The sequence below is a fragment of the Pseudomonas sp. B20 genome (genome assembly GCF_020515755.1).
GTDB classification, from domain to species: Bacteria; Pseudomonadota; Gammaproteobacteria; order Pseudomonadales; family Pseudomonadaceae; genus Aquipseudomonas; species Aquipseudomonas syringae.
The window spans coordinates 44,541-65,101 of sequence record NZ_JAHPJG010000015.1 but is presented as its reverse complement, the minus strand read 5'-3'; the positions used below and the strand labels follow the sequence as shown (position 1 = coordinate 65,101).

The window sequence follows — 20,561 nt, the reverse complement described above, 5'->3', positions numbered from 1 at the left end:
AGCTTCCTTTATATAAGGACGCATCCGCACAAGACGATCACCGACTCCATCTACACAGCGCCCCACTCGACCAGTGGTAATGTGACCACCGAACCAGCGAAACGTTAAAACGAATACCTTGAAACAAAAAAACCGCTCAAGGCGGCCATTTCGTGTAGCCGAGGAGCTCTTGCCCCGGCAATCCAGGCTCCAGCGGATGGCGATTACAAAATCAACCAAATGCCTGCTCCAACTTCGAAGCCTTATTCAACCCGGCGCGCATCGTACACAACGCAGCGATGCCGCGCCACCCATGGCAAGCAATTGACCGGACTGGCCTTTTTTACTCAGGCGGGTCGCGCAACCGCCTGACAACGAACAGGGGGGGGCAAATACACCCCGGCTCGGCGATCGCCCTCCGTTCATCAATAACTGAAACTTATGGCAATAACCCCACTTCGCACATATCAAGCATCCAGGCGACGACGCTGCAAGTTATCGGGGACAAGACAACTTTTGGCTGACCTGACACCTACAAAACATCGACACGCGAAACACCTGAACTTTTATAACCACCTCGACACAAGCTCATAACAGCGGGACTTTCATGTCAATTCGTCTGAAAGCGATGGATCGCAGCGAGCGGCACGCAAAGCCGGCCTCCCACCTGACGCACGGGAAGATCAAGCCAGCCGGATCGCCTGGATCATTCAACGGGAGAACCTGGTCAACCCCGGAGCCTGGCGACCCTGCACCCTTGTGCTGCTGGGCTAAGCACTCCATAATCCGACCCCTGATTTTGCTGCCCGAGCAGCGGGGACAGAGGCTGCGACGACGATGAATCATATAATCTCCGCCTCGCGCCAATGCGCTGCCAAACCGTCAAAACCACTCAGCCCCTCTCCACAACATCGACATCTCCCAGGAAAAATCATGCTCAAGATGATTGCTGCAGTAAGTGTTCTCGCTATAACTTCAGCGATCATGACGGGGTGCAATGATAAAGACGGGAGCAAAGAAAGCGCAGCCAAAGTCACAAACTATGCAACAGACAAGTGCGCTATCGACTCGATTGGCGGAAAGACCGGCTCAACTGTCTATTTAGCCAAAGGCATGGCCCAGTTCAACGGATGGGCCATCGACACAGCCAACCAGCGCGCCCCCAAGGAAATCAGACTCCGCCTGACGGGCTACAAAGGCACCCCCGTCATGTTCAAAGATCCTGTGATCGTGGACCGCCCTGATCTGATCAAAGCGTTCGGCAATGAAAACTTCCTGAAATCAGGCTTTTCATTCTCTGCCGATTTATCCTCACTGGAATCCGGCGGCTACAGCGTAGTCACTGAAATTCCGGGCGAGCACTCATCACTTCTGTGCCAATCCAGGGTTTTGCTGGTTATCGAATAAGCATACAGCCGCCATCAGGCTGAAATTGCAGTCCAGCGCGCCGCGAGCATGAACTACCGCTCGCGCCGCCGCAGCCTCTCCCCCTCAGCCATCGCCGACCAGATCCAAATTCGCACCGCCTCACAGACACAGCCAAAACCGCAGATAAAACTGCCTAATGAGAAATCCAGGACAAAAAAAAGCCCGCACTGGGCGGGCTTCTCTTGACTTTCGCGGTGCTCACTGGAACCCGACGAAAGTACATCTGGTGCGGACGGAGAGACTCGAACTCTCACACCTTGCGGCGCTGGAACCTAAATCCAGTGTGTCTACCAATTCCACCACATCCGCATTTCAGACTTTTAAAGCAAAGGCGCCAGACTATCAATCTGGCGCCCTTCTTAATATGGGGTGGACGATGGGGTTCGAACCCACGACCGCAGGAGTCACAATCCTGTGCTCTACCAACTGAGCTACGCCCACCATATTGCGCGTGACGATGCAACTTACTTGCTGTGCCAAAGCTGCCTTGAATGGCGCACCCGGCAGGACTCGAACCTGCGACCATCCGCTTAGAAGGCGGATGCTCTATCCAGCTGAGCTACGGGCACTTATATAATTTGTACTCTTGCGATAACAAACTAAAAGGCTTTCAATCGATCACACCGAGCTGATTTGCAACTCTGCCTGACCGAATCAACCAGTGCTAGCTTAACCAGTGCTGGGCTCTGCCCGGCAAGTGCGACGAATCTTATAGACGCCCCCTGGGGTCGTCAACCTTTTTTTGAAAAAAATTCAGCTAGATAAAGGAGTTAGCTGAATATGCAAAGCAATCGCCTTTGCCCTCGCGCCATGTCATGAGAGAATGCGCGCTCATTTTTTTCCTCTCGATGGTTAATCACGCGTCATGACTGCAAAACTAATCGACGGCAAGGCGATCGCCGCCAGCCTGCGCCAGCAGATCGCCAAACGTGTCGCCGAACGTAGCCAGCAAGGTCTGCGTACGCCGGGCCTCGCGGTGATTCTGGTCGGCAGCGACCCCGCCTCCCAGGTCTATGTCTCTCACAAGCGCAAGGACTGCGAGGAAGTCGGTTTTATCTCCCAGGCTTACGACTTGCCCGCTGAGACCACTCAAGCAGCACTGACCGATCTGATCGACCGCCTCAATGAGGATGCCGCTGTCGACGGTATCCTGCTGCAACTGCCCTTGCCTGCGCACCTCGACGCTTCGCTGCTGCTGGAGCGCATTCGCCCGGACAAGGACGTGGACGGCTTCCATCCCTATAACGTGGGTCGCCTCGCTCAGCGCATTCCACTGCTGCGTCCATGCACCCCCAAGGGCATCATGACCTTGCTCGAAAGCACCGGTGTCGACCTGTACGGTCTGGATGCCGTCGTCGTCGGCGCGTCCAACATCGTCGGCCGCCCGATGGCGATGGAACTGCTGCTGGCGGGCTGCACCGTCACGGTGACCCACCGCTTCACCAAGGATCTGGCAGGCCACGTGGGTCGTGCCGATCTGGTGGTGGTTGCCGCCGGCAAGCCGGGCCTTGTCAAAGGCGAATGGATCAAACAGGGCGCGATCGTCATCGACGTCGGCATCAATCGCCAGGAAGACGGCAAGCTGGTAGGCGACGTGGTTTACGAGACCGCCCTGCCCCGCGCCGGCTGGATCACCCCGGTTCCTGGCGGCGTCGGCCCCATGACCCGCGCCTGCCTGCTGGAAAACACGCTGTACGCGGCAGAAACCCTGCACGACTGATCAGCCTGCGGCAATAAAAAACGGCACCTTGAAGGTGCCGTTTTTTTACCTCGACAAACCCTTACTTCTTGGCTGCCTCCCAGCTTTTCAGCAGGTCAGCGTAGGCGATGGTTTCGCCCTTGGGTTTCTCGTTGGCCAGCTTGCGCTGTGGCGCGAGGAACTTGCCGTTGCTCTCTTCGGCCTTCTTGTACCAGGCTTCTGCAGTGGTTTCCGGATTCATCTTCGGCGCACAATTGCTGGCCTTCTGAACCCCGGAACGCTCGATGCGCGTCATGATCGCATCCTGGTCCTTGGCCAGACCGTCGAGGGCCTCCTGCGCAGTCTTCTCGCCAGTGACCGCCTCGGCCACATGGCTCCACCACAGCTGTGCCAGCTTCGGATAGTCAGGCACGTTGGTGCCGGTAGGCGACCATTGCACGCGTGCCGGACTGCGATAGAACTCCACCAGACCACCGAGCTTGGGCGCCAGTGCGGTCATTTCCTTGGAATTGATGTCCGACTCGCGAATCGGCGTCAGGCCGACGATGGTTTTCTTCAACGAAACGCTCTTCGAGGTCACGAATTGCGCATACAGCCAGGCGGCCAGACGCTTTTTCTCGTCGGACGACTTCAGGAACGTCCATGAACCGACGTCCTGATAGCCGAGCTTCATGCCTTCTTTCCAGTAAGGGCCTTTCGGCGAAGGCGCCATGCGCCACTTCGGCGTGCCGTCAGCATTCATCACCGGCAGGCCTGGCTTGGTCATGTCGGCGGTAAAGGCGGTGTACCAGAAGATTTGTTGCGCGACGTTACCCTGCGAAGGCACTGGTCCGGATTCGGAGAAGGTCATGCCCGCCGCTTCCGGCGGCGCATAGGCTTTCAGCCAGTCGATGTATTTCTGCGTAGCGAACACTGCCGCCGGGCCGTTGGTGTCGCCACCGCGGGTAATGCTGGAGCCGACCGGATGGCAGTCTTCGACGCGAATACCCCACTCATCCACCGGCAGACCGTTAGGCAAACCCTTGTCGCCGCTGCCGGCCATGGAGAACCAGGCATCGGTGAAACGCCAGCCCAGTGACGGGTCTTTCTTGCCATAGTCCATGTGCCCGAAGACTTTCTTGCCGTCGATCTCCTTGACGTCTTCGCTGAAGAACTTGGCGATGTCCTCGTAAGCCGACCAGTTGACCGGAACGCCCAGCTCATAGCCGTACTTGTCCTTGAATTTCTTTTTCAGGTCGGGACGTTCGAACCAGTCGGCACGGAACCAGTACAGGTTGGCGAACTGCTGGTCAGGCAGCTGGTAAAGATTGCCGTCTGGAGCGGTGGTAAACGAGGTGCCGATGAAGTCCTTGATATCCAGGGTTGGCGATGTCACTAACTTACCGCTGTCACTTTTCATCATCTCCGTCAGCGACACCGCTTTGCCGTAGCGGAAGTGCGTACCGATCAGGTCCGAGTCGTTGACCCAGCCGTCATAGATGCTCTTGTCCGACTGCATGGCGGTCTGCAGCTTTTCGATGACATCACCTTCCTGCAGCAAGTCATGGGTGACTTTGATACCGGTGATTTCGGTGAACGCCTTGGCCAGGGTCTTGGATTCGTATTCATGGGTGGTCAGGGTTTCCGACACCACCTTGATGTCCATGCCACGAAACGGCTTGGCAGCTTCGATGAACCACTCCAGCTCTTTCAACTGCTCGGCATCGGAAAGCGTGCTCGGCTTGAACTCGCTCGCCGCCCACTTCTTCGCCGCATCTTCGTACTGATCCGCCCATGCCGACACACTCAACCCACTGAGCATGATCATGGTTGCCAGCGTCACGCTATGTTGCAGCTTGTTTTTCTTATTGAACATAGTCATCTCCAGGTTGCTTTCATGTAGTCCCGCTTTTTCAATACTGCCGACCGGATCACCCCGGCAACCACGCCCGGCCGCCCTCTAACCCCAACGCATCACCACCAACAGCCACACCAGGGAAGCCCCCGAAGCGATCCAGATGCTCCAGTCCGTCGCGCCGATCACCAGCAAATGCAGATAAGCGCTACCTAAAAGCCCAATGAAAAGACGGTCGCCACGCGTGGTGGCAATCGGCAGAAAACCGCGGCGCTCGATACTTGCCGAGCGCAATTCCCATACGGTCATCCCTGCCAGCAGCAGTGCAATGCTGATAAAGAAGGCCGCAGTGGGCAGTGTCCAGGACATCCACTCCATTTTTTCGACTCCTCAGACACGACCAAGAGCAAAGCCCTTGACCACATGGTTGCGAACGAACCAGATCACCAGCATGCCCGGCAGAATGGTCAACACCCCTGCCGCCGCCAGCACCCCCCAATCGATACCCGATGCCGACACGGTGCGGGTCATCACCGCAGCGATCGGCTTGGCGTTCACCGACGTCAGGGTGCGCGCCAGCAACAGCTCGACCCAAGAGAACATGAAGCAGAAAAACGCGGTGACGCCGATACCCGAACCAATCAGTGGAATGAAAATCTTCACGAAAAACTTGGGAAAGCTGTAACCGTCGATGTAGGCCGTTTCATCGATTTCCTTGGGAACGCCGGACATGAAACCCTCCAGAATCCATACAGCCAGCGGAACGTTGAACAGACAGTGCGCCAGTGCCACGGCGATGTGCGTGTCAAACAGACCGATGGACGAATACAGCTGGAAAAACGGCAGCAGGAAGACTGCCGGTGGCGCCATGCGGTTGGTCAGCAGCCAGAAGAACAGGTGCTTGTCGCCGAGAAAACGATAGCGTGAAAACGCGTAGGCTGCCGGCAATGCGACGCTCAGCGATATCACGGTATTGAGGCACACGTAGTACAGCGAGTTGAGGTAACCGCTGTACCAGCTCTCGTCGGTGAAGATCACCTTGTAGTTGGCCAGGGTGAAATCCTGCGGCCACAGGGTCAGGCCACCGAGGATCTCGGTATTGGTCTTGAACGACATGTTGATCAGCCAGTAGATCGGCACCAGCAGAAACAACAGGTAAATCCACAGCGGTATGATTTTGCGCAGACTCATGACCAGCCCCTCAATTCTTTTCGCTGTGAGTCATCGCGGTGTAGAACACCCATGACACCAACAGAATGATCAGGAAATACACCAGCGAGAACGCGGCCGCAGGCCCCAGGTCGAACTGCCCGAGCGCCATGGTGGTCAGCGTCTGACTGAGGAACGTGGTGGAGTTACCCGGCCCGCCGCCGGTCAGCACGAACGGCTCGGTGTAGATCATGAAGCTGTCCATGAAGCGCAACATCACCGCAATCAGCAGCACGCTTTTCATCTTCGGCAACTGGATATGCCGGAAGATCGCCCAGCCGGACGCCCGATCAATGCGTGCCGCCTGGTAATACACATCCGGAATCGCCCGCAGCCCTGAATAGCAAAGCAGAGCCACCAGCGAGGTCCAGTGCCAGACGTCGATGACCAGCACCGTCACCCAGGCATCCGAGGCATTGGCGGCGTAGTTGTAGTTGATGCCCAGCACATTGTTCAGCGTGTAACCCAGCAAGCCGATATCACCACGGCCGAAGATCTGCCAGATAGTGCCGACCACGTTCCACGGGATCAGCAGTGGAATGGTCATCACGATCAGGCACAACGACGACCAACGGCCCTTGGTCGGCATGGTCAGCGCAATCGCGATGCCCAGCGGGATCTCGATCAGCAGCACACAGCCCGAATAAATGAACTGGCGCAACAGCGAGTCGTGCAGACGCGGGTCCTGCAGGACCTGCCGGAACCAGTCGGTGCCGACGAAATAGCGGCTGGACTGGTCGAAAATGTCCTGCACCGAATAGTTGACCACGGTCATCATCGGGATAATCGCGCTGAATGCCACCAGCAGAAACACCGGCATCACCAGCCACCAGGCCTTGTTGTTCTGAACCTTACGCATGGGACACCTCACTGGCAGGGCCGGCTTCGATCAGGTAATCATCTGCATAGAGCATCAGCCATTGCCCCGGAAAGCTGATCCAGGCCTGGCCTTGCGGCACCGGCTTGTCTTCCTGCAGACGCACCTTCAGCAGTTGTCCGGCCAGTTTCAGGGTGATGATTTTGTAAGTGCCGAGGTCTTCCACATAGGTCACGTCGGCACGCATCGCATCGTCGTAAGGCCCGTCCCAGACATGCACGAACTCAGGACGAATACCCACTTTCAGAGTTTTCCACGGCGTATTGGCGAGCTTCTGTTGCAACGACTCAGGCAGCGGTAAGTGAATATCGGCAAAACCGACACCGCCCGGCTGCGGCGTGACGTCAATCAGATTCATCCCCGGGCTGCCGATGAAATAGCCGACGAAGGTATGCGAGGGCTTCTCGAACAGCTCCCGCGGCGTGCCGAACTGGACGATCTGTCCGCCATACATCACGGCGATCTTGTCGGCGAAGGTCGACGCCTCCAGTTGATCGTGTGTGACGTAAACCATGGTGATATTGAACTGCTCGTGGATCTGCTTGAGCTTGCGCCGCAGTTTCCACTTCAGGTGCGGGTCGATCACGGTCAGCGGTTCGTCGAAGAGGATCGCCGACACGTCATCGCGCACCAGCCCGCGGCCCATAGAGACTTTCTGCTTTTCGTCCGCGCTGAGGTTGCGCGCCTTCTTTTTCAGCAGCGGCTGCAGGTCCAGGACATCGGCAATTTCGTTGACCTTGATGAGAATCCGCGCCTCGTCCATGCCCTGATTGCGCAGCGGAAAGGCCAGATTGTCGAACACCGTCATGGTGTCGTAGATCACCGGAAACTGGAAAACCTGAGCGATGTTGCGGCGTTCCGGGGGCAGCTCGTTGACCACTTTCGAGTCGAACAGCACCTGCCCCTGCGACGGACTGAGCAGGCCGGAAATGATATTGAGCAGCGTTGACTTGCCACACCCGGAAGGCCCGAGCAGCGCATAAGCACCGCCCTGCTCCCAGACGTGGCTCATCTCGCGAATTGCATAGTCGTCAGGACCAGGCTTGGCGCTGTAGCTGTGCGCGAGGTTCTGCAAGCGGATCTCGGCCATCAGGCAACCCTCGCCATGCGCAGGCCCGGCGCCTGAATCAGGCCGCCCTGCTGATCGAATACAAACAATTTGTGGGTCGGGATGTACACCCGGATCGCCGCATCGACGTCGTAGGCATGCACGCCCGGCAGATGCAGGACCAGCGAGAACAGCTCGTTGCGCACATGCAGGAAGGTTTCAGAACCGCTGATTTCCGCCAGCTCGACAGTAACCGCCAGTTCCAGATCGTCATCGTTGGACGGCACCAGGCTCAAATGGCTGGGGCGCACGCCGAAACGATACTCGCCGTCGCCGACAGCCCGCAGGTCGACGTTGAGCGGGAAGTGCACGAAATTGGCGAAGCTGACTTCATTGCCCTCTATACGGCCCGGCATGAGGTTGATCGGCGGTTCGGAGAACAGCTCGGCGGCCAGCACAGTCGCAGGTCGATGATAGACCTCGGGGGTCTTGCCGCTCTGTACCACCCGCCCTTCATGCAGGATAGTGGTGGTGCCACCCAGCGCTAGCGCTTCATTGGGCTCGGTGGTGGCGTAGATAGCGATGGTATGGCGAGCGGCAAACAGCTCGCGCATTTCCTGACGCAGCTCTTCGCGCAGCTTGTAATCGAGGTTGACCAACGGTTCGTCGAAGAGGATCAGCTCGGCATCCTTGACCAGCGCCCTGGCCATCGCGGTGCGCTGCTGCTGCCCACCGGACAGCTCGAGAGGATGGCGTTGCAGGAATTTTTCGATGCGCAACATCTTCGCGGTTTCCTGCACACGGCTGTGGATCACGTCTTTGGAAAGACCCGCCTGGCGCAGCGGCGAAGCAATGTTTTCGAACACCGTCATGCTCGGGTAATTGATGAACTGCTGATAGACCATCGAGACGTTGCGCAGACGAACCGGACGATGGGTGACATCGACCCCGTTCATCAGCACTCGCCCGCTGTCCGGCTTGTCCAGCCCGGCCATCAGGCGCATCAGGCTGGTTTTGCCGGACAGGGTGCGCCCCAGCAGAACGTTGAATGATCCCGGCTCAAAGCTCAGGGAGGCGTCGTCGATCCAGACCTGGCCATCGACGGCGCGACTGACATGCTCCAGCATGAGTGACATGGCGTGCCCTTTGTTGTTTTTTTCTTAAGGGTGAATGCGTGACTGTTTGCAGATAGCGACATTCGTGCCAGCTCAGACAGATTGCCGGTGAAGCCCGAAACAGAGCGATCGCCCGTATTCAGGGGACGAAACGGCTTTCACAGCTGAACAATAATGAACAGAAAATACTGAACACTTGAACAAAATGAACATTGACTTTGAACACAACTGAACGACACTGGACGGACGTTGCGGGCAAGGATGGTCACGCCGACGGGACCTAAAAACAAAAACAATACGTCACATTCGCAGGCATCCTCATGTCTCAAACCAGCGCTTCGCTTGCTCACGACATCATCATTCAGGATTCATGGACCCGCTGCCGGGACTTCGGCCTCAGTCATCAGACGCGCCCCTCATTCGGCCAACTGCCGGGGGCGGAGGTTTCCAGGCTGCTGGAGCGCCATCATGGACTGGTGCAGACCACCCATCAGGAGGTCCTGCCGGTCTACGAGAACATTCTCAGCAACTCCAGCTGTCTGATTCTGCTGGCCGACCCTCAAGGTCAGTTGCTCAAGTCATGGGGTGCGCAACGCTTCGTCGAATCGTCCCAGGCTCAGGGCTTCATGCCCGGTGCCAGCTGGAGCGAACGTGGCACGGGCACCAATGCCATCGGCACGGCGTTGGCCTGCGAGCAGGCCATTCATATCGAACCGGACGAGCATTTCCTCAAGGCCAACCGCTTCATGACCGGTTCGGCCTCACCGATCTTCGATGCCGATCGGCGTATCATTGCCGTGCTGGATGTGTCCAGTGACAGCTTCCTGCCACCCTCGCACACGCTGGGCATGGTCAAGATGATGAGCCAGTCGGTGGAAAACCGCCTGATCCTCGACCAGTTTCGCGATTCCCACTTCCAGCTGATCTTCAATACCGGTCTGAACAACCTCGACAGCCAGTGGGCCGGCCTGCTGATTTTTGACGAAAGCGGCCAGATCCTGTGCGCCAATCGGCGTGCCGACACCTTGCTGGGGACGGCTCCAGCCGGCGCCAGCATCGAGACGCTGTTCAAATGTCCGATCCTGCAATTGCTCAGCGAGACCGAAGCGCGTCCGTTTGCACTGCATGCATTTGGCAACAATCGCTTTCAGTGCCTGCTCAAGCGGCCGACCCGCAAACCACTGAAGCTGCATTGCGTCCAGGCTGCGCAAGTGCCTGCTGCACCACGAAGCCTTGATCTGCAGGCGATCAGCCTGGGCGATGCGAAGGTCGAGAAGGCTGTGCGTCAGGCGCAGCGGCTGCTGGAAAAAGACATCCCGCTGCTCATTCATGGTGAAACCGGGGTCGGCAAGGAAGTCTTTGTCAAAGCCCTGCATCAGGCCAGTGCGCGCGCCAGCCAGCCGCTGATCGCGGTCAACTGCGCAGCGATCCCGGCCGAACTGGTCGAGGCCGAGCTGTTTGGCTATGAAAGAGGTGCCTTCACCGGGGCCAACCAGAAAGGCAGCATCGGCCTGATCCGCAAGGCCGACAAAGGCACGCTGTTTCTCGACGAAGTGGGCGACATGCCGATGCCGGTACAGGCGCGACTGCTGCGCGTGCTGCAAGAGCGCTGCGTTCAGCCATTGGGCAGCAGCGAGCTGTATCCGGTCGATATACGCCTGATTTCAGCCACCAACCGAGGTCTGCGCGATCAGGTCCAGGCGGGGCTTTTTCGCCAGGATCTTTATTACCGGATCAGCGGGCTGAGCATTGAACTCCCGCCCCTGCGCGAGCGGACGGACAAACACGCGCTTGTCCAGCGAATCTGGGAGCGGCACCGTGATGCTCACCAGCGCGCAGGCTTTTCCAGAGAAGTGCTTGAGTTGTTCGAGCGTCACCCATGGCCGGGGAACCTGCGCCAGCTCAACAGTGTGATTCAGGTGGCGCTGGCACTGGCCGACGAACAGCCGATCGGCACTGATCATCTGCCCGAGGACTTTCTGCTCGATGCTCACGCGGATGAGGAATGCCGTGCCCCGGTCAAGACTCAGGAATCGGCCACGCGCCTTCACTCCAGCGAAGACCTCGGCCAATTGTTTCAAGCGGCAGGCGGGAATATTTCACAGCTGGCCAAACGTCTGGGCGTCAGCCGCAACACGCTGTACAAGCGGTTGCGGGAACAGCGGATCGTTTAGTGTTCGACGCTCGGCAGGCCGCACGTCATCGAGGACAGGACGCGGAGCGTCCAGAACAGCATGCCCACGCGGAGCATGGGCACAATAGTGTTTCAGGAACAGTCCTTGATCAGTCCGCCAGACGCCAGGTGGTGCCGCCCTTGCCGTCTTCCAGCAGCACGCCCATGGCGGTGATCTGATCGCGGATACGGTCGGACTCGGCCCAGTCTTTCGCGGCACGCGCAGCCAGACGCGCCTGAATCAGCGCCTCCACTTCAGCTGCATCGACCCGCCCTTCCGCGCCAGCGCGCAAAAAGTCGTCGGCTTCGAGTTGCAGGACACCCAGCACGCTGGCCAGTTGCTTCAAGCGCGCCGCCAGACCCGCCGCTGCTGCGACATCGGATTCGCGCAGACGATTGATCTCGCGAACCATCTCGAACAGCACGGCGCAGGCTTCAGGCGTACCGAAGTCATCGTTCATCGCCGCGCTGAAACGCTCGACGAACGCCTCGCCACCCGCAGGTTCGGCGACCGGCAGGCCCTTGAGCGCGTGATAGAACCGCTCCAGTGCCGCCTTCGACTCACGCAGGCTGTCTTCGGAATAGTTGATCGCGCTGCGGTAGTGGCTCGACACCAGCAGGTAACGCACCACTTCCGGGTGGTATTTCTCCAGCACGTCGCGAATGGTGAAGAAGTTGTTCAGGGACTTGGACATCTTCTCGCCATTGATGCGAATCATGCCGCAGTGTAACCAGGCATTGGCGTAGGTCTTGCCGGTGGCCGCTTCGCTCTGGGCGATTTCGTTTTCATGGTGCGGAAACTCAAGGTCGCTGCCACCGCCATGAATATCGAAGGTCTCGCCCAGGCAGCAGGTCGACATCACCGAGCACTCGATATGCCAGCCAGGACGTCCTGCCCCCCAGGGCGATTCCCAGCTCGGCTCGCCCGGCTTGACGCCTTTCCAGAGCACGAAGTCCAGCGGATCTTCCTTGGACTCGTCCACTTCGATGCGAGCACCGATGCGCAGGTCTTCGATCTTCTTGCGCGACAGTTTGCCGTAACCCTGAAACTTGCCGACCCGGTAATACACATCGCCGTTACCCGGCGCGTAGGCATAGCCCTTGTCGATCAGGGTCTGGATCATGGCGTGCATGCCAGGGATATGATCGGTGGCACGCGGCTCCATGTCCGGCTTGAGGATGTTGAGGCGCGCCTCGTCCTCGTGCATGGCATCGATCATGCGCGCGGTCAGTGCGTCGAAAGACTCACCGTTTTCCCGCGCCCGGTTGATGATCTTGTCGTCGATGTCGGTGATGTTGCGCACATAGGTCAGTTCATAACCACTGAAACGCAGCCAGCGCGTCACCAGATCGAACGCAACCATGCTGCGGCCATGGCCCAGGTGGCAGTAGTCGTAAACGGTCATCCCGCAGACATACATGCGCACCTTGTTGCCATCCAGCGGCTTAAAAACTTCTTTGCTCTTGGTGAGCGTGTTGTAGATAGAAAGCACGTGCTCCCCCTCAAACGTACAGCATCAGGTCCAGGAATCCCGCAACGTCACGGTGCGGTTGAAGACAGGTCGACCAGGTTTGGAGTCCTTGATGTCCGCGCAGAAATAACCTTCGCGTTCGAACTGGAAACGGTCTTCCGGTTGCGCTTGGCCCAAAGAAGGCTCGGCGCGACAACCGGTCAGTACTTGCAGGGAGTCCGGGTTGATGTTGTCCAGAAAGCTTGCGCCCTCTTCGGCTTTTTCAGGGTTCGGCGAACGGAACAGACGATCGTACAGGCGCACTTCGCACTCTACGCTCTCGGCGGCTGGCACCCAGTGCACGACGCCCTTGACCTTGCGGCCTTCAGGGTTCTTGCCCAACGTTTCCGGGTCGTAGGAGCAACGCAGCTCGACAATGTTGCCATCGGCATCCTTGATCGCTTCATCAGCACGGATCACATAGCTGCCACGCAAACGCACTTCGCCATTGGGCTCAAGACGCTTGTAACCCTTTGGCGGCTCTTCCATGTAATCGTCGCGGTCGATGTACAGCTCCCGCGAGAACGGCAGCTCGCGCATGCCCAGGTCTTCTTTCGGGTGGCGCGGCAGTTCCAGCTTCTCGATCTGGCCTTCCGGATAATTGGTGATGACCACTTTCAGCGGGCGCAGCACGCACATGGCGCGCGGCGCGCTGTGGTCCAGGTCGTCGCGGATGCTGAATTCGAGCATGCCGAAATCGACCACGCCGTCAGAGCGGTTGGTGCCGATCATTTCGCAGAAATTGCGAATCGATTTCGGCGTGTAGCCACGGCGACGGAAGCCCGACAGCGTCGACATGCGCGGGTCATCCCAGCCACTGACGTGTTTCTCGTCAACCAGTTGCTTGAGCTTGCGCTTGCTGGTGATGGTGTAGTTCAGGTTCAGGCGCGAGAACTCATACTGACGCGGTTTGCACGGCACCGGCAGGTTGTCGAGGAACCAGTCGTACAGCGGACGATGGCTCTCGAACTCCAGGGTGCAGATCGAGTGGGTGATGCCTTCGAGGGCATCCGACTGACCGTGGGTGAAGTCATAGATCGGATAGATGCACCACTTGTCGCCGGTCTGATGGTGATGCGCATGACGAATGCGGTAGATGATCGGGTCACGCAGGTTCATGTTCGGCGAGGCCATGTCGATCTTGGCGCGCAGTACACGCGCGCCATCCTCGAATTCGCCGGCTTTCATGCGCGCGAACAGGTCGAGGTTTTCCTCGACGCCACGCTCGCGGAACGGACTGTTCTTGCCCGGCTCGGTCAGGGTGCCGCGATATTCGCGCGCCTGCTCGGGGGTCAGATCGTCCACGTAGGCCTTGCCTGCCTTGATCAGCTCGACCGCCCAGTCGTGCAACTGGTCGAAATACTGCGAGGCGTAGCGCACTTCGCCCGCCCACTCGAAGCCCAGCCACTTGACGTCACTCATGATGGCGTCGATGTATTCCTGGTCTTCCTTGGCCGGGTTGGTGTCATCGAAACGCAGGTGCGTATCGCCACCGAACTCCTTGGCCAGACCGAAGTTCACGCAGATCGACTTGGCGTGACCGATGTGCAGGTAGCCGTTGGGCTCCGGCGGAAAGCGGGTCACGATTTTGCTGTGCTTGCCCGAGTCCAGGTCTGCCTGCACGATAGGACGCAGGAAATTGGTCGGTACGGCTGGACCTGCCTTTGAATGGGCAGCGGGTTCTGGAGTGGGCTTGCTCATAGGATCCTTGGACATACGTGCGCGGCCAGGGTAGGCCGACTAAATCAAAGCGCTTATCATAGCCGAAGCTGTCAAGTCCCTGACAACAGACTGCGTATTTGAAGGCATAAAAGCTGCAAAAGCGCTGAAAAATGTAACCTCGTCTGTAAACTGCGCGTCAGGGTCATAATCTGCCCATTCATGCATGACTAGAGAGCGACTTCCCAAATGCCTAATGTAAAGCTGACTACCAACCACGGCGACATCGTGCTGCAACTGAACGAAGAAAAGGCGCCGCAGACCGTTGCCAACTTCATCGAATACGTTAAAGCCGGCCACTACGAGAACACCGTTTTCCACCGTGTGATCGGCAACTTCATGGTTCAGGGCGGCGGTTTCGAGCCTGGCATGAAAGAAAAGAAAGACAAGCGCCCGAGCATTCAGAACGAAGCCGACAACGGTCTGCCGAACAAGAAGTACAGCGTCGCCATGGCCCGTACCATGGAACCGCATTCGGCCTCTGCGCAGTTCTTCATCAACGTCGCTGACAACGCCTTCCTGAACCACAGCGCCAAGACCGTTCAGGGCTGGGGTTACGCTGTATTCGGTGAAGTGATCGAAGGCACTGACGTGGTCGACAAGATCAAAGGCGTGGCGACTTCCAGCAAGGCCGGCCATCAGGACGTCCCGGTAGAAGACGTGATCATCGAGAAAGCCGAGATCGTTGAGTGATACTGCTGATCTCTGATCTGCACCTTGAACAGGAGCGCCCGGACATTACCCGGGCGTTTCTGGATCTGCTCGCAGGACGCGCTCGCGACGCCGAGTCGCTGTATATCCTCGGGGATTTCTTTGAAGTCTGGATCGGTGACGACGCGATGTCGCCGTTCCAGCTTTCGATCTGCAAGGCCCTGCGCGAATTGAGCGACAGCGGCACACGAATTTTTCTGATGCACGGCAACCGTGATTTCATGCTCGGCAAGGGTTTCTGCAAGGCAGCGGGCTGTACGCTGCTGGGCGACCCCAGTGTCGTGCAGTTGAACGGTGAGCCGGTGCTGCTGATGCACGGCGACAGTCTGTGCACCCGCGATGAAGGTTATATCCGGATGCGTCGCTATCTGCGCCATCCGCTGACGCTGTTCATTCTGCGCCATTTGCCGCTGGGCACTCGGCACAAGCTGGCGCGCAAGTTGCGTAGTGAGAGCCGTGCGCAAACCCGTATGAAAGCCAATGATATTGTCGATGTGACGCCGGACGAGGTGCCGCGGATCATGCAGCAGTTCGGTGTGCGTACGTTGGTCCACGGTCACACTCATCGTCCGGCGATTCATAAGTTGCAGATTGGCGATCAGGCGGCCAGACGCATTGTGTTGGGTGACTGGGATCGTCAGGGCTGGGTGTTGCAGGTGGATGAGCAGGGTTTCAATCTGAGTTCGTTCGACTTTGTGCCGGAGACGGTTGCGTTGCTGAACTGACGGCGCGGGAATGCGGCTGTTCTGCGACTTCAGGTGGATTTAGGTCGAATCGGATTCTCGTTCCCACGCTCCGCGTGGTAATGCAGTTCGTGACGCTCTGCGTCACACGGCGGGTTTTCTTTGTCAGGTGGATTGGGGTCAGGCTCAGGTCACCTTTTCGCCCCTCGGCGACCTACTTTGATGGGGCCAAAGTAGGCAAAGCCCCCAGCTCCGTTTCCGGCCCGACTTCGTCGGGTTCCTTCGCCGTCACTTACGTCGCACTCTGCGTCGTCAGTGCCATCGCGATTGACAAAGCACTTTAGAGCAGTTTGACCAAAGGCACGGTTCAGATAGGCGCACAAGAAACTAGTGCCCGCCCCCTGCCGCAGGCCCGGCCTTGGCGGCGAATGGGGGTTTGGCCAGCCAGACGAGCAGGATGAGTCCTGCGAATATCCAGCCCAGCAGGTAGAAGTAATCCACGGTGGACATCATGTAGGCCTGGGCGTTGAGGGTCTGCTCCAGTTGCGCATAGGCCTGAGGACTGGCACCGCCCAGGCTGTCGAGGGCGTGGCGGGTGGCGGGGTCGAAGGTGCTGATGTTTTCGCTCAGGTAGGCGTGATGCTGGTTGGCGCGGCGGATCCAGATCCAGGTGGTGAGCGAGGCTGCGAAGCTGCCGCCCAGGGTGCGCAGGAACGTTGCCAGCCCGGAGCCATCGGCGATCTGATTGGGCGGCAGGTCGGACAGCAGAATACTCAGGGTGGGCATGAAGAACAGCGCCACGCCGATGCCCATGAACAGTTGCACCATCGCCACGTGTTCGAAATCCACGTCGGTGTTGAAGCCTGCACGCATGAAGCAGCTCAGCCCCATCGCCAGGAACGCCAGCCCGGCCAGTAGACGCAAGTCGAACTTGTGCGCGTACTTGCCGACAAAGGGCGACATCAGTACCGGCAGAATGCCAATCGGCGCGACGGCCAGCCCCGCCCAGGTCGCGGTGTAGCCCATCTGGGTCTGCAACCACTGCGGCAAGATCAGGTTGATGCCGAAGAAGCCGGAATAGCCGCCGATCATGACCAGCGTGCCAATGCGGAAATTGCGGTAGGCAAACAGGCGCAGGTTGACGATCGGGTGCTTGTCGGTCATTTCCCAGATGACGAAGAAGACCAGCGCGACCAGCGAAATCAGCGAACCGAAAATGATGAAGTTCGACTCGAACCAGTCCAGATCATTACCCTTGTCGAGCACTATCTGCAGCGCGCCCACACCGACGATCAGCGCCAGCAGGCCAATGTAGTCCAGCGGCTGACGGGCTGTGCTGACCGGCCTTTTAGCCATCTGGCTACGCACCACCAACACAGCGAACAGGCCGATGGGGATGTTGATGAAGAAGATCCACGGCCAGCTATAGCTGTCGGTGATCCAGCCACCGAGGATCGGCCCGGCAATGGGCGCCACCACCGTCACCATCGCCAGCAATGCCAGGGCCATGCCCCTTTTGGCGGGCGGGTACACCGCAATCAGCAGAGTCTGACTCATCGGGTACAGCGGGCCGGCGACCATCCCCTGCAGCGCGCGGAAGCCCACCAGTTCCGGCATGGACTGGGAAATACCGCACAGAAACGAAGCGATCACGAACAGAATGGTGGCCCACAGGAACAGCTTGACCTCACCGAAGCGGCGACTGAGCCAGCCGGTCAGCGGCAAGGCAATCGCGTTGCTGACCGCAAACGAGGTGATCACCCAGGTGCTCTGCTCCGAGCTGACCCCCAGGTTGCCGGCGATGGTCGGCAGCGCCACGTTGGCAATCGTGGTATCGAGCACCTGCATGAAGGTCGCCAGCGAAAGACCGATGGTGCACAGCAACAGGCTTGGCGGGGTAAAAGAAGCGGGGGCGTTGTTGCTCATCGCGAATCCCTGAAGACGAATGCGACACCCCGACCGGCAGGCCGGGGCTCACGGATTGGCGGTTCAGCGCTGAACGGCAGTCTTGCCACCGGGCGCACTGTTCTCGTGAATCAGGCGGGCGATCAGCGCGTCGGCGTCAGCCAGTTGCTCGGTGTACACCTGAGTGCTGAAAGCGGCCTGCTTGCGCGGCTGTTGCGCCAGGACCGGGCCGCTCTGGTCGTGCAGGTTGACCTCAACCGTGGTCGACAGGCCGATGCGCAACGGGTACTTCGCCAGCTCTTCAGGGTTGATGTGCACCCGCACTGGCACACGCTGGACAATCTTGATCCAGTTGCCGGTCGCGTTCTGCGCAGGCAGCAACGCAAAGGCACTGCCGGTGCCGGCCCCCAGGCTGTCGATGGTGCCGCTGTACTTCACATCGCTGCCATACAGGTCGGAGCTGATCTCCACCGGCTGACCGATGCGCATCTTGCCCAGCTGGGTTTCCTTGAAGTTGGCATCGATCCACAACTGATCCAGCGGGATGACCGCCATGGTTGCGGTGCCCGGCTGAATGCGTTGTCCCAGCTGCACGGTGCGCTTGGCGACGTAACCGGTGACCGGTGCCACCAGCGTCGAACGAGCGTTGGCCAGGTACGCCTGACGCAACTGCGCGGCGGCGGCCTTGACGTCCGGATGCGAGGACACCACGGTGTCATCGACCAGCGCCACACTGGTGCTCAACTGCTGCTGAATGTTGTTCAGGGCGCTCTGCGCGCTGGTCAGGCTGTCTCTGGCGTGCGACAGCTCTTCCTGGGAAATCGCCCCGCCGGCTGCAAGGCTGCGACGACGGTTGTAGTTGTCCTGAGCGGTCTGCACGGCAGCACGCTGTGCGGCCAGTTGCGCTTTCATGCCATCGACATTGCTGTACAGGCCGCGCACCTGGCGCACAACCTTGCCCAGATTGGCCTCGGCGCTTTGCAGCGAGACTTCGGCATCGCTCGGGTCGAACTTGAGCAGAACCTGCCCTTCATGCACCAGATCACCATCGTCGGCACCAATACTGATGACGGTTCCGGTGACCAGCGGGGTGATTTCGACCACGTTGCCATTGACATAGGCGTCGTCGGTCTCTTCGCTCCATTGGCCGTAGATCTCGTACCAGGCCCAGATGCCCAGTGCGAGGATCACCACGACAATGGCAAGCCCGATCAGCAGGAACTTGCGCTTGCCAGACTTCGGCTCCTGTTGAGGAGCTTGGGCAGATGTGTTTTCAGCGGCAGCAGTGGCCATGGCAGTTACCTTTAATCAGCGAAGCGACGGAACGACGGCGATCAGGCTCACGCCTGCCAACACGTCGGCTGCTCAGCTTTTAGCTTTGGGGTTGAAGCTCAAACGAGTCAGGGTGATGTGGTCATCGGCAGCCACCAGCACCTTGGTGAGAATTCTTTTCAGGCTCTCGACCTCGTCACTGTCGAGCGCGGCGAACGTGTCATTCATCGCGTCGGCGCCAATCTGCGGCAACAGATCGGAAAGCGCCTGTCCCTGCTCGGTCAGCGCCAGACGCACCTGACGACGATCGGTCGCGGAGCGCTGGCGCACCACCAGCCCTTTCTGTTCCAGACGATCGAGCATGCGGGTCATCGAACCGCTGTCCAGTGACAGGTGCCGACACAATTCCACGGGGGTATCGGTAGAAAACTGGGCAATGATGATCAGCACCTTGAACTGCGCGAACGTCACGTCATAGGGCAGCAGGTACTTGTCGAGCATGCGGTCTTTGAGCGCATTGGTACGACCGACCAGCAGACCGATGAGGCTGGATTCGAAATTGTCGGGGCTGAAATGTTTCACGGATTGACCCAGATAGCTGCCTAGGCAGTGATTGCGAAATATTACTGCCTAGGCAGCCGTTGTCAAAGCATTTATTAGCGTGCTTACTAAATCCCCATAAAAAAAAACGACCGCTGGCAAGACGGTCGTTTTTTGGAGGGAACGCGAGAGGAATCAGGCGGCGACAGGTACGCCACTGTGAAAACGGAACTCTTCGTCAGGGCTTTCGATCAACTCACGCTCGGCCAGACGGATCTCCTCGATCTTGGCATCGACATCAGCCTTGTCGCCGTAGCTGTAAGCCAGCTTGAGGTAGTCCTGAAAGTGCCGCGCTTCGGACTTCAGCAAACCGCCATAGAATTTGGCCAGCTCTTCGTCCAGATGCGGCACCAGCGCGGCAAAGCGCTCACAGGAACGAGCTTCGACTATGGCACCGACGATCAGCGCATCGGTCAGCCGGTACGGGTTGTGATTGCGCACCAGCTTGCGCAGCGCTCCGGCATAACGGGCCGAGCTGATGTTGGCCATGGGGATCTGGCGCTTTCTGATGATGCTGATGACTTGCTCGAAATGGCGCAGTTCTTCCCGGGCCAGACGCGACATCTTGCTCAACAGGTCGAACTTGTCGTTGTACTGAAACATGAACTGGAACGCAGCCCCGGCGGCCTTCTTCTCGTTGTTCGCATGGTCGATCAACAGGATGTCCAGATTGCGCAGCGCGGCCTGGACCCAGCTGTCGGGGGTGCGGCAAAGCAAAAAGGCTTCGATTTCAGGGATCGGGTACATAGGCTCACAGAATGACGGAGAGGCACGGCCGCGCATTATACGAGCAGCCAC

The 20,561-nt window shown here is 58.7% G+C and carries 17 protein-coding genes and 3 tRNA genes; 5 read left to right on the top strand and 15 right to left on the bottom strand.

Annotated features, from left to right (window positions below; genetic code table 11):
* Positions 1 to 912: 912 nt before the first annotated feature.
* Complete coding sequence (locus LIX91_RS15860) at positions 913 to 1,386, top strand: hypothetical protein (protein ID WP_226488749.1); 474 nt, start codon at positions 913 to 915, stop codon at positions 1,384 to 1,386.
* 245 nt (positions 1,387 to 1,631) lie between these two features.
* Here the strand turns inward: LIX91_RS15860 and LIX91_RS15855 are convergent.
* From LIX91_RS15855 to LIX91_RS15845, 3 genes are all read right to left on the bottom strand, one after another.
* A tRNA-Leu gene (locus LIX91_RS15855) sits at positions 1,632 to 1,716 on the bottom strand.
* A gap of 56 nt (positions 1,717 to 1,772) precedes the next feature.
* Positions 1,773 to 1,848: transfer RNA gene (locus LIX91_RS15850), tRNA-His, on the bottom strand.
* A 51-nt stretch (positions 1,849 to 1,899) separates the two neighbouring features.
* Positions 1,900 to 1,976: transfer RNA gene (locus LIX91_RS15845), tRNA-Arg, on the bottom strand.
* 296 nt (positions 1,977 to 2,272) lie between these two features.
* Here LIX91_RS15845 and folD point away from each other — a divergent pair.
* Positions 2,273 to 3,127 (top strand): bifunctional methylenetetrahydrofolate dehydrogenase/methenyltetrahydrofolate cyclohydrolase FolD, encoded by an 855-nt coding sequence (gene folD, locus LIX91_RS15840; RefSeq protein ID WP_003415751.1) that lies wholly within the window; start codon positions 2,273 to 2,275, stop codon positions 3,125 to 3,127.
* 61 nt (positions 3,128 to 3,188) lie between these two features.
* On the opposite strand, the gene LIX91_RS15835 is transcribed toward folD, so the two are convergent.
* The 6 genes from LIX91_RS15835 to LIX91_RS15810 all read right to left on the bottom strand — a co-directional run bounded on the left by LIX91_RS15835 (position 3,189) and on the right by LIX91_RS15810 (position 9,210).
* Positions 3,189 to 4,961, bottom strand: coding sequence for an ABC transporter substrate-binding protein (locus LIX91_RS15835; protein WP_003415750.1), 1,773 nt, complete (start codon positions 4,959 to 4,961; stop codon positions 3,189 to 3,191).
* 84 nt (positions 4,962 to 5,045) lie between these two features.
* The gene (locus tag LIX91_RS15830; RefSeq protein ID WP_003415748.1) at positions 5,046 to 5,318 is read right to left on the bottom strand and encodes a DUF2160 domain-containing protein; all 273 of its coding nucleotides are present in this window, start codon (positions 5,316 to 5,318) and stop codon (positions 5,046 to 5,048) included.
* 12 nt (positions 5,319 to 5,330) lie between these two features.
* Positions 5,331 to 6,131, bottom strand: a complete 801-nt coding sequence (locus LIX91_RS15825; protein WP_003315280.1) for a carbohydrate ABC transporter permease — start codon at positions 6,129 to 6,131, stop codon at positions 5,331 to 5,333.
* A 10-nt stretch (positions 6,132 to 6,141) separates the two neighbouring features.
* Complete coding sequence (locus LIX91_RS15820; RefSeq protein ID WP_002552729.1) at positions 6,142 to 7,008, bottom strand: carbohydrate ABC transporter permease; 867 nt, start codon at positions 7,006 to 7,008, stop codon at positions 6,142 to 6,144.
* On the bottom strand, positions 7,001 to 8,116 hold the full coding sequence (locus tag LIX91_RS15815; RefSeq protein WP_103696585.1) for an ABC transporter ATP-binding protein: 1,116 nt from the start codon (positions 8,114 to 8,116) through the stop codon (positions 7,001 to 7,003). The genes LIX91_RS15820 and LIX91_RS15815 overlap by 8 nt, the downstream gene beginning before the upstream one ends.
* A complete protein-coding gene (locus tag LIX91_RS15810; protein ID WP_226488748.1) occupies positions 8,116 to 9,210 on the bottom strand; it encodes an ABC transporter ATP-binding protein in 1,095 nt (364 codons plus the stop codon). Before LIX91_RS15810 ends, LIX91_RS15815 begins: the two co-directional genes overlap by 1 nt.
* A 299-nt stretch (positions 9,211 to 9,509) precedes the next feature.
* Here LIX91_RS15810 and LIX91_RS15805 point away from each other — a divergent pair, with 299 nt between their 5' ends.
* Entirely contained in the window at positions 9,510 to 11,363 is a 1,854-nt protein-coding gene (locus LIX91_RS15805; RefSeq protein WP_226488747.1) for a sigma-54-dependent Fis family transcriptional regulator, read from the top strand.
* A 109-nt stretch (positions 11,364 to 11,472) separates the two neighbouring features.
* On the opposite strand, the gene cysS is transcribed toward LIX91_RS15805, so the two are convergent.
* A complete protein-coding gene (cysS, locus tag LIX91_RS15800) occupies positions 11,473 to 12,855 on the bottom strand; it encodes a cysteine--tRNA ligase (RefSeq protein ID WP_003415742.1) in 1,383 nt (460 codons plus the stop codon).
* A 24-nt stretch (positions 12,856 to 12,879) separates the two neighbouring features.
* Positions 12,880 to 14,574: a glutamine--tRNA ligase/YqeY domain fusion protein gene (locus LIX91_RS15795; RefSeq protein WP_226488746.1), complete on the bottom strand. Its 1,695-nt coding sequence runs from the start codon at positions 14,572 to 14,574 to the stop codon at positions 12,880 to 12,882.
* Between the two features lie 207 nt (positions 14,575 to 14,781).
* Here LIX91_RS15795 and LIX91_RS15790 point away from each other — a divergent pair, with 207 nt between their 5' ends.
* Together LIX91_RS15790 and lpxH are read left to right on the top strand one after the other, a co-directional pair.
* Positions 14,782 to 15,285, top strand: coding sequence for a peptidylprolyl isomerase (locus LIX91_RS15790; protein ID WP_003390678.1), 504 nt, complete (start codon positions 14,782 to 14,784; stop codon positions 15,283 to 15,285).
* Positions 15,282 to 16,028 (top strand): UDP-2,3-diacylglucosamine diphosphatase, encoded by a 747-nt coding sequence (gene lpxH / locus LIX91_RS15785; RefSeq protein ID WP_003415739.1) that lies wholly within the window; start codon positions 15,282 to 15,284, stop codon positions 16,026 to 16,028. Before LIX91_RS15790 ends, lpxH begins: the two co-directional genes overlap by 4 nt.
* A 345-nt stretch (positions 16,029 to 16,373) precedes the next feature.
* Here lpxH and LIX91_RS15780 read toward each other — a convergent pair whose 3' ends face one another.
* From LIX91_RS15780 to LIX91_RS15765, 4 genes are all read right to left on the bottom strand, one after another.
* Complete coding sequence (locus tag LIX91_RS15780) at positions 16,374 to 17,933, bottom strand: DHA2 family efflux MFS transporter permease subunit (protein WP_226488771.1); 1,560 nt, start codon at positions 17,931 to 17,933, stop codon at positions 16,374 to 16,376.
* A gap of 42 nt (positions 17,934 to 17,975) precedes the next feature.
* The gene (locus tag LIX91_RS15775) at positions 17,976 to 19,184 is read right to left on the bottom strand and encodes an HlyD family efflux transporter periplasmic adaptor subunit (RefSeq protein WP_003368538.1); all 1,209 of its coding nucleotides are present in this window, start codon (positions 19,182 to 19,184) and stop codon (positions 17,976 to 17,978) included.
* A gap of 72 nt (positions 19,185 to 19,256) precedes the next feature.
* Positions 19,257 to 19,745 (bottom strand): MarR family winged helix-turn-helix transcriptional regulator, encoded by a 489-nt coding sequence (locus LIX91_RS15770; protein ID WP_003409713.1) that lies wholly within the window; start codon positions 19,743 to 19,745, stop codon positions 19,257 to 19,259.
* Positions 19,746 to 19,898: 153 nt separating this feature from the next.
* On the bottom strand, positions 19,899 to 20,510 hold the full coding sequence (locus tag LIX91_RS15765; RefSeq protein WP_003368536.1) for a tRNA-(ms[2]io[6]A)-hydroxylase: 612 nt from the start codon (positions 20,508 to 20,510) through the stop codon (positions 19,899 to 19,901).
* Positions 20,511 to 20,561 lie beyond the last annotated feature (51 nt).

Excerpts from the sequence above, each read along its gene's own strand:
- LIX91_RS15860 (WP_226488749.1), top strand. The coding sequence starts at position 913 with ATGCTCAAGATGATTGCTGCAGTAAGTGTTCTCGCTATAACTTCAGCG.
- folD (WP_003415751.1), top strand. The coding sequence starts at position 2,273 with ATGACTGCAAAACTAATCGACGGCAAGGCGATCGCCGCCAGCCTGCGC.
- LIX91_RS15835 (WP_003415750.1), bottom strand. The coding sequence starts at position 4,961 with ATGTTCAATAAGAAAAACAAGCTGCAACATAGCGTGACGCTGGCAACC.
- LIX91_RS15830 (WP_003415748.1), bottom strand. The coding sequence starts at position 5,318 with ATGGAGTGGATGTCCTGGACACTGCCCACTGCGGCCTTCTTTATCAGC.
- LIX91_RS15825 (WP_003315280.1), bottom strand. The coding sequence starts at position 6,131 with ATGAGTCTGCGCAAAATCATACCGCTGTGGATTTACCTGTTGTTTCTG.
- LIX91_RS15820 (WP_002552729.1), bottom strand. The coding sequence starts at position 7,008 with ATGCGTAAGGTTCAGAACAACAAGGCCTGGTGGCTGGTGATGCCGGTG.
- LIX91_RS15815 (WP_103696585.1), bottom strand. The coding sequence starts at position 8,116 with ATGGCCGAGATCCGCTTGCAGAACCTCGCGCACAGCTACAGCGCCAAG.
- LIX91_RS15810 (WP_226488748.1), bottom strand. The coding sequence starts at position 9,210 with ATGTCACTCATGCTGGAGCATGTCAGTCGCGCCGTCGATGGCCAGGTC.
- LIX91_RS15805 (WP_226488747.1), top strand. The coding sequence starts at position 9,510 with ATGTCTCAAACCAGCGCTTCGCTTGCTCACGACATCATCATTCAGGAT.
- LIX91_RS15795 (WP_226488746.1), bottom strand. The coding sequence starts at position 14,574 with ATGAGCAAGCCCACTCCAGAACCCGCTGCCCATTCAAAGGCAGGTCCA.
- LIX91_RS15790 (WP_003390678.1), top strand. The coding sequence starts at position 14,782 with ATGCCTAATGTAAAGCTGACTACCAACCACGGCGACATCGTGCTGCAA.
- LIX91_RS15775 (WP_003368538.1), bottom strand. The coding sequence starts at position 19,184 with ATGGCCACTGCTGCCGCTGAAAACACATCTGCCCAAGCTCCTCAACAG.
- LIX91_RS15765 (WP_003368536.1), bottom strand. The coding sequence starts at position 20,510 with ATGTACCCGATCCCTGAAATCGAAGCCTTTTTGCTTTGCCGCACCCCC.